General features: G+C 32.7%; 6 protein-coding genes. 1 reads left to right on the top strand and 5 read right to left on the bottom strand.

The features are described from left to right. Positions 1–8: 8 nt before the first annotated feature. The gene (locus NLJ00_RS13060; RefSeq protein WP_256634059.1) at positions 9–3044 is read right to left on the bottom strand and encodes a SusC/RagA family TonB-linked outer membrane protein; all 3036 of its coding nucleotides are present in this window, start codon (positions 3042–3044) and stop codon (positions 9–11) included. A gap of 241 nt (positions 3045–3285) precedes the next feature. Continuing rightward, the gene (locus NLJ00_RS13055; RefSeq protein WP_269468162.1) at positions 3286–6087 is read right to left on the bottom strand and encodes a triple tyrosine motif-containing protein; all 2802 of its coding nucleotides are present in this window, start codon (positions 6085–6087) and stop codon (positions 3286–3288) included. Positions 6088–6566: 479 nt separating this feature from the next. Between NLJ00_RS13055 and uvrA the strand changes: the two genes are divergently transcribed. Then, positions 6567–9362: an excinuclease ABC subunit UvrA gene (gene uvrA / locus NLJ00_RS13050; protein ID WP_256634058.1), complete on the top strand. Its 2796-nt coding sequence runs from the start codon at positions 6567–6569 to the stop codon at positions 9360–9362. An 85-nt stretch (positions 9363–9447) separates the two neighbouring features. On the opposite strand, the gene NLJ00_RS13045 is transcribed toward uvrA, so the two are convergent. The 3 genes from NLJ00_RS13045 to NLJ00_RS13035 all read right to left on the bottom strand — a co-directional run bounded on the left by NLJ00_RS13045 (position 9448) and on the right by NLJ00_RS13035 (position 12900). Next, positions 9448–9747 carry a hypothetical protein gene (locus tag NLJ00_RS13045; protein ID WP_053473773.1) on the bottom strand — a complete coding sequence of 100 codons (300 nt, stop codon included), beginning with the start codon at positions 9745–9747 and terminating at the stop codon, positions 9448–9450. A gap of 324 nt (positions 9748–10071) precedes the next feature. Further along, positions 10072–11541: an oligosaccharide flippase family protein gene (locus NLJ00_RS13040; protein WP_053473711.1), complete on the bottom strand. Its 1470-nt coding sequence runs from the start codon at positions 11539–11541 to the stop codon at positions 10072–10074. A gap of 75 nt (positions 11542–11616) precedes the next feature. Further along, the gene (locus NLJ00_RS13035) at positions 11617–12900 is read right to left on the bottom strand and encodes a glycosyltransferase family 4 protein (protein ID WP_256634057.1); all 1284 of its coding nucleotides are present in this window, start codon (positions 12898–12900) and stop codon (positions 11617–11619) included. Positions 12901–12930: the final 30 nt, after the last annotated feature.

The following is a 12930-nucleotide window of genomic DNA, read 5'->3' as shown; positions in this document are numbered from 1 at the left end:
AATTGAAATTAAAAATTAATGTTTAAACCCATTAAATAGGTTCTTGGAGTAGGATAAAATCCATAATCAATTCCACCTCCAATTGGCGCACCATTTGAAGCTCCCGGATCGTAACCTTGGTATTTAGTAAATGTGTATAAATTATTTACTCCTGCATAAAGTCTTAATTTTGTGATTCCTGCTTTTTGAGCAACACTTGGATTAAGAGAATATCCTAACTGAACATTTTGAATTCTAAGGTATGAAGCATCTTCTACAAAATAATTAGAAAAAACATTGTTTGATGTTGCACCTGTTGTAACTCTTGGTGTTGAATTTGTAGATCCTTCACCTGTCCATCTGTCTAAAACATAATCTATACGATTTGCATCAGAAAGTGTTCTTTCATAGTTACGAACCATATCATTTCCTACAGATGCAAAAGTGTAAACTGCAAAATCAACGTTTTTATAGTTTAATTGAAGATTGAATCCCATTGTTGCAGCAGGAATTGGATCACCAATATTGGTTTTATCTTTTGTATCAATTACACCGTCTCCATTTACATCAACAAAGCGAAGATCTCCCGGCGCTGCATTTGCTCCTAAAGCTAATTGTGATGGGTGAGCATCAACTTCTGCCTGATTTTGAAAAATACCATCGGTTTTATATCCATAGAAATATCCCATTGGTTTTCCTATTTCCATTCGTGCAGGTGCAGGCTGTCCAACACCAAATCCTCCGGCTTCCAAAAAGCCAGTTCCGTTATTTACTTCCAGAACTTTATTTTTAATAAACGTAACGTTATAAGCTACATTCATTGAAAAAGAATCTGAGAAATTTTCTTTGTAATCAATAGCAAATTCGAAACCTGAATTTTTTACTGATCCTGCGTTTATAGTTGGAGAACCAGATCCCGGAGCACCTGTACCATTAATACCTGAAACAGGAATATTTCCAATTAATAAATCTTTTCTTGTATCACTAAAATAATCTGCTACAATAGAAACTTTGTCATTTAATATTCTCATATCCAAACCAACATCAAGCTTTCTAGCTTCTTCCCATTTTACATCCGGATTTGGAACTGCCCCTGTGGCTACACCGTTTACAAGAGTGCCATCAAAAACATAAGTTGCTTCTCCGCTCAAAGTACCTAAATATCTATAATCTCCAATTTGGTCATTTCCTAAAGTTCCGTAGCTTCCTCTTAATTTTAAGAAATTAATGAATTTAGGAGTTCCAAAGAAATCTTCTTTAGAAACAATCCAACCTCCTGTAACTGATGGAAAATAACCTACTTTATTCCCTGGTCCAAATTTGGTAGAAGCATCACGTCTAATCATACCAGATACTAAGTATTTCTCTTTATAATCATACTGCAGCCTTGCAAAATAAGATAATCTGCGTTGATCATAAACATAAGAGCTGTTTGTTAAAGTTGCTGAAACTCCTTTTGTTAAAGAAATATCGGCAAATTCCCAAGAATTATTAGGAACATCAAAACCAGTAGCAGAAAGACCATTTCCCCATGTTTTGAAAATTGTTGTACCAATTGTTCCTGTTATATTATGAGCATCTGCGATTTTTGTAACATAAGTACCAAAAAGGTCAAAAGAGTAATCGTTGTCATTAACAGCACCTTGAGTTACAGAACTTCTTTGTACATCAAAAACTTTTCCTCCATAACTTATTAGCGGAGCAAATGTTTTTGATTCGCTGTTTGAAGTATTAAAACCAATTGAACCTGTCAATGTAAATCCTTTAAAAATTTTGTAGTCTAATCCAAAATTTCCGTTTAATTTTTTATAATTATAATCGTTGTATGTATTTGCAATTTGTGCAAGCGGGTTGATAATTTCATTACCTAATCCTGTTGTATTTGGCACAAGAGTAAAATTGCCGTTTGCATCTTTAGGACTCAATGTTGCAGGAACATTCAGTGCATTAAATAATACAGAACCAAGACCGTTTTCATTTAATGTTTTTCTTGTAAAATAAGTATATATAACGTTTGACTTAAGTTTAATTTTACTGCTAAGATCTGCTCCTAAAGCAAGTCTTGCCGTATTTTTCAAGAAACCAGATTTGTCTCCTCCCACAATTCCTTCCTGATCTAAATGTGATCCACTAATAGAATACGTGATTTTATCTGAACCTCCGGAAATACTCAAATCATTATTGACAATTGGAGCCATTTGAAAAACTTCATCCTGCCAGTCAGTACCTTTTCCTAATCCGCTTACGTTTGGATAAGGAAGCGGTTTACCTCCATTAGCATAACTTTCGTTTAATAAAAGTGCATACTCCGTAGCATTTAAAGTTGGAAGTTTTCTTGATGTTTCCTGAAATCCAACAGAGCTATTAAAAGATACTTTTGTTTGAGTATTCTTTTTACCTGTTTTGGTTGTAATTAAAATAATACCGTTTGCCCCAATTGTTCCATAAATAGCTGCCTGAGCATCTTTTAAAACTGTTATGGATTCAATATCATTAGGATTTAACAGACCAAAATCCCCAACATATCCGTCAATAATAGCAGTTGGCGCATTTTGTCCGTTTGTAGCAATACCACGAATACGAATATCCAATGGCGCTCCTGGTGCTCCAGACTGGGTTGTTACATTCACACCCGTAACGGTGCCTTGCAGAGCTTGTTCAATTCTCGTTGGTCGAATAAGATCAATTGTTTTACTGTCTACTACAGAAACTGATCCCGTAACCTCTCTCTTCTTTTGAGTACCATAACCAATGACAACTACTTCATCAAGTGATTTTGCATCCTCAATTAACTTTACAGTTATTTTAGTTCCAGAAACTGCAACTTCTTGCGTTTTGTAACCTATATAACTGAAAATAACTGCAGATCCTTTTGGAACTCCGGTTAATTTAAAAGATCCGTCAAAATCAGTGGTTGTGCTTTGAGACGAACTTTTAACTTTTACATTAACGCCAGGCAATGACAAACCTGAGCCATCTACTACCGTTCCGGTTACATCAATAGATTGCGCAAACGCAAATGATGTACACAGTGATAGTACAATTAGTAATAATTTAGATTTCATAATTAGTTAGTTTTTATTGAAAGCTAAATTTATCTGTTCCCTTTATGAAAACGATAAAATTAACCTCAACAAAAAACATACATCATAAAAAAATATAGTCTTAATTTAGGATATCACAAAATAAACCGCTCTGTAGCTATAATTTGTGAATGTTAATTTCTTTAACATTTGCATTGCGATTTCCCAACAAAAGCATAATGTTGTGGTAATGTATAGTTTTTTTAAGCCGATTTTTGAATTCCTATACAGCCAGAATATATTCAACTAAACCGATTTCGTGCTGCAAATCCATTTTCTTTCGCAAACGATACCTTTTTATTTCAACACTTCGAACCGAAATATTAAACATTGGAGCTATTTCTTTTGAGGAAAGATTCAATCGAAGATAAGCACATAAACGAAGGTCGTTTGGTGTTAAGGCCGGATGCATTTGTTTTATCCTTTTTAGGAAATCTTTATCGGCACTATCAAAGGCTTCTTTAAAAATTTTCCACGAATCTTCCTCTGTAATGTTTTTGTTTATCGTACTAATTACAGATTTGATATTTGAACTGTCATTTTGAGATGTTTTCTTTAAATCTTCTTTAATAAAAGCCAGCAATTCATTTTTACTGTTTAAACTCATCGTCGAAACCGCCAGTTCACGGTTTTTATTATCAACATCCTGCGAAAGCTGTTCGTTTCGAAGCTTCATTAATTGTTGTTCGTTTTCAAGCTCCTGAATCTCCAGTAAAAGATTATTTTCTTCAATAAGCTTTTCTTTTTGCTTTTGGTAGTAATTTCGGTACGCTTTATTGATAAAATAAGCCATTGCCAAAATCAAAAGAAAATAAACGAAACAGGCTAAATTGGTCAAATACCAAGGTTTTAAAACTACAAATGTGTATACCGCAGTATTCTGCAGAATTGTATTGGCATATTTTGCCCTAACTCTAAAAGTATACTTCCCTGGTGAAAGGTTTTTAAAATTCACGGTCGCCTTTGTACTCCACTCGCTCCAGTCATCCTGAAAACCTTCTAATAAATATTGATATTCAGAATTGATATATTTATTGTATTCCGGAACAGTATAATTAAGTGTAATGTTATTTTCATCAGAATCAAAACTACCTTCACTTTGAATACCTACATTTTTAAACGTTTCGTTTTGTTTGTTTATCAATATATCGGTAATAAAAACATCGTAGTTTTTAAAACTTAAATCATCGATATTTAAGGTATAATAACCATCTGTTGTACCTATTAAATACGTTGATTTTGAAATTTGAGTGATATTTTCATAACCCAGCATCGAATTGGTTAAAGAGGACGGAATAGGAATTATATTCTGCTTTAATTGATTGCTCAATTTACTGGCAGAGAAATAATGAATGTAGTTTTTAGAAAATAACCAGATTTTATTTGAATGGTCTACAATTAATTTGCCTGATGTATATTCGTCTTTTTCAAAAATCGAACTTAAAACGGTATCTTTTTCAAACTGTCTCGTTTGAGGGTTTAATTTGAAAATTCCGCCTTTGTAAGCATAATAAATCGAATTATTAAAAGTCGTTAAACTCGCATTTATTCCTTTTTGCGGAGACTTGTAAGTATAAAAATCATGCGTTTGCAAAAGAGATTTACCAAGTTTTAATCTAAAAATCCCTTTGTATTCATGACTTATGTAAACATCCAGATTTTTTGTAATTTCAAAATATCTGGATGAATAATCAAATCCCTGAATTTTGTTTTTAAAAATCCACTGATTATTTACTTTCTCTAAAACCGAAAGTCCGTAATAATTTCCCTGAATTAATTGGTTTCTATTTGCTGGAGAAGGCTCAAACTTCCAGGTTCCGGAACCCAAAAATATACTTCTCGCCGAGTCATTTGCAATTATAAAAGTCCCCGAATCGTGTCCGCAAAAAAGTGTATTATCATAAGTAAACAATGACCAAACCTGACCTTTTGTTCCGTTTATAAATTTAAATTCAGCATTACTCTGCGTTGGTTTGCAAAACAATCCCTGATTTGTTCCAATGTAAAGCATTCCGTTAAAAACCGCAGAGGCATAAACGGTTCCTAAAACCCCAGTATCATCAGTAAAACTGTGTACCGGCGACTGAATATTAATACAATTAATTCCGTTATCCAGTCCAACCCATAAATTTTGGTCTTTATCTTCAAAAAGTGACAAAGCCGTATTATTGCTTAAACCTTTACTTTGTGTAAGGTGATATTTTAATTTTCCGTTATTTGATAAAATAAAAACTCCATTTGAAACCGTTCCTAAAGCAAAACTCCCGTCCTGAAGACGCTGGCTGCTGTAAACGAAACTCGATTTTAATTCTGCATCGACATCTGTTGCAACTCTGGTTAGGGAATTCCCTGTCAGTTTATAAATTCCGTCGAGCTGCGTTTGAATCAACAAACCATCATCTGTCGTAAAAACATTCGCAATTGTAAATTTCTTTAAAATCGGATTATCTGAAACTAATTTTGCTCTTCCGCTTTCAATTTCAAAAAGCCCTTCTTTAATCGTTTGAAAATAAATAGCATTTTTTGCAGAAAATGACTTTATAACACCATTTTTTGGTGCGATAATATTAAAACTTCTGGTTTTAGTATCGTAAATATAAATTCGGTTTAAGGATTGAAACAGAATCCATTGATCGTATTTTAAGATATTCCAAAATTGTTCATCGTCTAAAATTTTAGTTTTAATTTTATCGCTGAGTGATGTGTATTTCAGTTTGCCATTTTCATTTCTGGTCCAATAACCAAAATTCATGTAACTGCCTGTATATATTTTATTTGCAATCACTTTTACAGATCGAATAATAGTTTCATTGGGTCCCGGATATAATTGCCAGCTGGTTCCGTTATATTCTAAAAGTCCATCATTATTAGCAAAATACAAATAATTTTCATCGTCCTGCGAAATCATCCAGCTCTGATTTCCAGCTCCGTAAACAGATGAAGAATATTTAACAATTGGCGGAAGTTCCTGCGCAAAAAGCAAGAAATTCAATAAAAATAATAAGGTAGTTAGTTTAGTTTTCAAATTTGGTCAGGATATTAAATAGTACTAAAACAGTTCTAAAATAGCACATTTTAGAGTGAAACAATAATTTTTAGTAAAATAAAATCTTTACAAATAATCCTCGGTTTTTACCAGAGGAAAACAATTGTTATAATACTTTGCGTCCCAGCGGTTGAAACCGCTGGCAATATTTCCAAACAATTTCTCAAACATATTCAAATATAGCCCGTGGTTTCAACCACGGGAAACGGATTGTGATGATATACTTTGCGTCCAGCGGTTGAAACCGCTGGTTATGTTTCAACAATTTCTCAAACATATTCAAATATAGCCCGTGGTTTCAACCACGGGAAACGGATTGTAACAAATACAAAATTTCCCAACTTCTCTATTACACAAATTCCTCAAAACAAACATGGTAATTCTGTTAAGATTTGGAACAATATCCTTAACAAAACTCTATTCAAAATTGATTACTTTTGTAAAAATTGACTTTTTTTATGCAAATTGATCTTTCTACACTCGACCCAAAGCAAAATATTATAATAAAAGGCGCACAAGTACATAACTTAAAAAATGTAGATGTTGCCATTCCGAGAAATAAACTTGTTGTAATTACAGGACTTTCAGGATCAGGGAAATCAAGTTTAGCTTTTGATACTTTATACGCCGAAGGACAGCGCCGTTATGTTGAGAGTTTATCATCATACGCACGTCAGTTTTTGGGACGTTTAGACAAACCAAAAGTAGAATACATAAAAGGGATTGCGCCTGCAATTGCCATTGAGCAGAAAGTAAATACAACAAATGCTCGTTCGACTGTTGGAACTTCTACAGAAATCTACGATTATATTAAACTTTTATTTGCCAGAATTGGAAGAACTTATTCTCCGGTTTCTGGTCAGGAAGTCAAAAAAAATACCGTTACAGATGTTGTTTCTGATGTAAAAACACTCGAAATCGACAGCCGCTGGCTTTTGCTTGCTCCTATTCATTTAGAAGAAGGCCGTTTACTTGAAGACAAACTTAAAGTACTTTTACAACAAGGTTTTGCCCGTATTTTAGTCGATAACGAAATGGTTCGTTTAGATGAATTTACACCAACAGAACTGCATAAACTGGACAATAAAGACATTTTATTAATTATTGACCGTATTGTAGTTAAGGAAGAGGAAGAATTTTATAATCGTCTTTCTGATGCCGTACAAACTGCATTTTTTGAAGGAAAAGGAATTTGCTACCTTCAAGAAGTTGGTTCAGAAAAAAGGTTTTCTTATTCTAACAATTTCGAATTAGACGGAATTACATTTTTAGAACCAAACGTACATTTATTCAGTTTTAATAATCCTTACGGAGCTTGTCCGGTTTGTGAAGGTTACGGAAATATTATTGGAATCGATGCTGATCTGGTTGTACCGAATACTTCTTTATCCGTTTTTCAAAGTGCCATTTATCCTTGGCGCGGCGAAAGCATGAGCTGGTATAAAGATGAATTGGTAAAACACGCTTATAAATTTGATTTCCCAATTCATAAACCTTATTTTGAACTTTCAGAAGATCAAAAAGATTTAATCTGGAAAGGAAATCAATATTTTCAGGGTCTGAATGATTTCTTTAAAGAACTTGAAGAAAAAAATTATAAAATACAAAACCGTGTTATGCTTTCGCGTTACCGCGGAAAAACAAAATGCCACGCCTGTCGTGGAAAACGCTTACGCGAAGAAGCTTCATACGTTAAAATCAACGGGAAAACGGTTTCAGATTTAGTCGATCTTCCAATTAAGCATTTAGTTACTTTCTTTAAAAATATTGAGCTGAATGTTTACGAACAGCAAATTGCCAAACGCTTGATGATTGAAATCAATAATCGTCTGTCATTTTTGACAGAAGTTGGTTTAGATTATCTAACATTAAACCGAAATTCGGCTACACTTTCCGGAGGAGAATCACAGCGTATAAATCTTGCTACTTCATTAGGGAGCAGTTTGGTTGGTTCAATGTATATTCTAGATGAGCCAAGTATTGGTCTGCATCCAAAAGATTCAGAGCGATTGATTAAGGTTTTGCTTTCTCTTCGTGATTTAGGAAATACTGTTATTGTAGTAGAACACGACGAAGATATCATGAAAGCTGCCGATATGATTATTGATATTGGCCCGGAAGCGGGAACTTTTGGAGGAAAACTAGTTGCACAGGGAACTTATGCAGAGATTTTAAAATCAGATTCGCTTACTTCGAAATACCTGAATGGCGATTTAGAAATTTCGGTTCCAAAGAAAAGACGAAAATTCAAAAATCATATTGATATTATTGGCGCCAGAGAAAATAACCTTAAAAACATTAATGTTACTTTTCCTTTGGATGTCTTAACGGTTGTAACAGGAGTTTCCGGAAGTGGAAAAAGTACGCTGATTAAGAAAATTTTATTTCCTGCCATGCAGAAAAAGCTGGAAAATGCTGCTGAAAAAGCGGGGCAATTCAGTGAAATTTCAGGTTCTTTTTCTCAGATTAAACATATTGAATATGTGGACCAAAACCCTATTGGAAGAAGTTCAAGATCAAACCCTGTAACGTATATAAAAGCATATGATGATATTCGTGATTTATATGCAAAAGAAAAATTATCGAAAATAAGAGGATATCAGGCCAAACATTTTTCTTTTAATGTTGATGGAGGCCGCTGTGAAACTTGTAAAGGAGAAGGCTCTATAAACGTTGAAATGGTCTTTATGGCCGATGTTTCGTTGCCTTGTGAAACCTGCGGTGGAAAACGATTTAAAAAAGAGATTCTTGAAGTTACTTTTGATAATCAAAACATCAACGATGTGCTTACTATGACGATTGATGATGCAATCGCTTTTTTCGAAAAAAACAAGCAGACTAAAATCACGCAAAAACTACAGCCGCTGCAAGATGTTGGTTTAGGATATGTTCAGTTAGGACAATCTTCTTCTACTCTTTCTGGTGGTGAAGCACAACGCATTAAGTTAGCTTCATTTTTAGTGAAAGGTGCAACAAAAGATAAAGCACTATTTGTTTTTGATGAACCTACAACAGGGCTTCATTTTCATGATATTAAAAAATTATTAGCTTCATTTGATGCTTTAATCGAAAAAGGACATTCGATAATTGTAATTGAACACAATTTAGATTTAATAAAGTGTGCCGACTGGATTATTGATTTAGGTCCTGAAGGCGGTGAAAATGGAGGACATTTATTAGCCACAGGAACACCCGAAGATGTTGTTAAAATAAAAGAATCAGTTACAGGAATTTATTTAAAAGATAAATTATAAACGGAACTATTATAAAAAAAGTTAGCCCTAAATTACAATCTTAATAAATGTAATTTAGGGCTAAACTATTTTAGACTGAAATATTTTATGCTACTAAGCATTTTTCTTCAAAAGGAAAACCATCTTCGTCAATGGCAACTAATACCTTTTTTTGTTTGGAAGCCTCTAATGTTAAATATAGCCAAGCAAATGACCATAATCCGAGGGTTAAACAAAAAATCATGAAATTTAAACTGTGGTTAACTACTTTTCCTCCTTTAGAAAGAACCGCAAAAAGTAATTCATCATTTCTCTCTTCTAGTGTAAATCCATTATGAACTTTGTTCGATATCATATTGGAAAACACCTGTACACTTTGTTCCTGACTTAGCTTATTGCTTTTCATAATCATTTGTTGGGTTTGTCTGCATGTGATACTTAAATTTAATAATTTTGGATAGCTATTTAATTTAAAAAAACATTAAGACACCACTTTTACTGGCCTTATGTAAATATTTCTCATACTGTCAATGAAAGAGATGTAATAAAAATCTACATAAAATTAATTGTAATAAATTGAAAAACAAAATAAATTGGGTGATTTTTTTAAGATTTCCTTCACAATTTCAAGATGTTATATAAAAAAGTATCTTTTATTTTCGATAATGAAAAAATAATACCCTTAAATAATGAAGTTAGGAATTAAGCTATATAAGAATAATGAAAGTTGTTAAATCTTTATCCCAATTTTTCTGAAAATATTATCAATAACCTTATTAATATCCGGAGAGATATTAAATTTATAATTTAGATAAACATATAGAATTGTTACCAAAATTGATTTTAAGGCAATGCTGATAAGCTGGTAAAATGGAAATTCCCAAAAATAGAAAACTAAAAACAATACAAACGTAAGCAGCATTGAAGAAAGCGTTTCTTTTGTAAAAGGATATAAATGAAGTTTCTTGACAACAAAAAGCAGTTTAGCCAAACTGTATAATGTGATGGACAATAAAGTGGCAAAAGCTGACCCAAAAATTCCAAAAATTGGAATGAAGATCATATTTAAAACTACAGTCAACACAACCAGCATTAATCCTAAATACAATACCATTCGGTAATATTTAGTATTAAAAATAATCGCATTGTTGTTTCCTAAAATCAAATCGAAATATTTAGACAAACCAATCATAAATACAACTGCAATTCCGCCGCTGTATTCTTTTGGAACTAATTCGTACAATTGATTAATATTTACAAATATGCAGAGCATTACAAAACCACCCACAATCTGCAGATTAATAGAAGTCTTTTTATAAAGATCATTCAATTCGTCATGCTTATTTTCATGCATTAATTTTGCCGTAATGGGATATACAATCTGGTGCATCGCACGACTCGGAACTGAAATTACCAAAGCAATATAAGTTGCTACAGAATAGAAGGCAATATTTTCAATCTGCATATATTGATTTAATATCATTTTATCTCCATCCAAAAGCAAATTTGCCACGCTTCCGGATAAAATAATATAAAAAGTATATACTAATATATCTTTTGTATTGGTTGGTATTGTAAATTGAAAAGTTGGTTTCTGAATACTAAATGCATATAACATGGTGATCAGGAACGCCAGAAAATATAAAATTGCTGTTGCGTACACAAAACCTTCTACACTAAGCCAATTATAATAAACACCTATTAATAGAAATAATGAAAATAATCGCAAGCCTACTTCCTTGACAAAGTTTCCAAAAACGGAATGCATATTTACTCTAAGCCAGGCATAAAAAATTTCAAAATAGGCCATGCACAATCCTATAAATGGAATTAACCAGATGTAACTTTTTACAATTGCATTCTTTTTTGAAACAAAAAATAAAATCTCATCATAAAAAACAAGTCCAATCAACAAAAGTGGAATTATTAATAGCAGAGGAAACAAAACTGTAAAGGATAAAAAACGGGATTTTTCTTCATCAGTTTGATATTGCGAATAAAATTTAACCAAGGTATTTTGCATCCCAATCGCAAACAAAGGCATAATCACATTGGCACAAGACGTTACATAATTAGTTAAACCATAAAAAGTCGCGCCCAGAAAAACAGGATATAAATAGAGTGTATTAATGGCTCCAATTCCAAAGCCAATGTATGTTATTATAGTGTTTTTAAAAGACTGGTTTAAGACAATACCCATTTTTTGATTGCAGAGTTTAGATTGTAGAGTTTAGATTTTTGATTTTCTGCTCTCCTTTTGTTTTTGAAATTGTTATTAATTGATCAATTGTACTAATTGCTTAGTAAGGTTTTTTCGTGAATATTGCTGTAAACCAACACCATTAGCTTGTAATTTTCCTTCTAAAAATTGATTATAAAAGTCCAAAATTACACTTTTTAGCTTCGCTTTTTCTGAATAATCAAAAAATACGCCTGTATTAGTTTCTTTTATAATATCTGCAAAATCAGAACCTTGCGGCCCAATAGCAATAATTGGACGATTGGAGACCATATATTCAAACAATTTCCCCGGAATAATACTTTTAGTATCTTCAGAATTTATTTCGATTAAAAGTAAAACCTGAGACTTTTTTTGATGGGCAATAGCTTCAATATGCGAAACATATCCTAATAGGTTCAAATAATCTTTTAACTTAAATTCTTGGACAGAATCTAAAACTTCCTGACTTACGGCACCAATTAATTTAATTTCTAAATGGGTTTTAAAATCCGGAATTTCCTGAAGTAATTCAACCAGACATTCCCATAAAAATTTTGGATTTCTGTCTGATAAAAATGATCCAATATGAGCAAGAGTAAACTTAGTATCTAATATTTGTTTTTCTACGTTCTCAATGTCGTAACCGTTTGTAATTACTGAAATTGGCTTATTCGTAATCGCCTGAAACTCGGCTTTTGTAGTTTTGCTTGTTACAATTATAGTATCAGCAGAGTTAAGAACTTTATGTTCTAAACTTTTATGTTTTTTTGCAGCATAACTGGATAAACGCAACGCTTTATGATAACCAATCGTTGTCCACGGATCACGAAAATCTGCAAACCATTTTACATTTAGTTTTTCTTTTAATTCTAAACCAATTAAATGCAAACTGTGCGGCGGTCCCGACGTTACGATTGTATCAATATTATTTTCTTTGATGTATTTTTCAAGATAAGAAACAGAAGGTTTTACCCAAAAAACTCTCGCATCCGGAATAAATAGATTGCCACGTACCCAAAGAAAAGCTTTATCTAAAAAGGTCTGCTTTTTTTTATGTGGAAAAATTCCTGAACTGATTTTCTTGGTTTTGTTCTTTGAGAAAACAGAAGCTAACTGATAAGGTTCCCAAATTTTATTTTTAAGAACAATTACTTTATCGGATATTTCGCTTACCAAGCCTTCGTCAACAATTGGATAAGTTGGATTTTCTGGAACGTAAACAATAGGCTGAACACCAAAGTCTGGCAGATATTTTACAAATTTCAGCCAGCGCTGTACTCCCGGTCCACCAGCTGGAGGAAAGTAATAGGTTATAATTAAGAGCTTTTTTTGTTCCAAGGAAAATCTTTTATTATTTTAAAGTGCAAA

Origin of the sequence: Flavobacterium panici (genome assembly GCF_024499525.1) — a bacterium.
Lineage (GTDB): Bacteria > Bacteroidota > Bacteroidia > Flavobacteriales > Flavobacteriaceae > Flavobacterium > Flavobacterium panici.
This window is presented reverse-complemented; position numbering and strand designations above follow the sequence as displayed.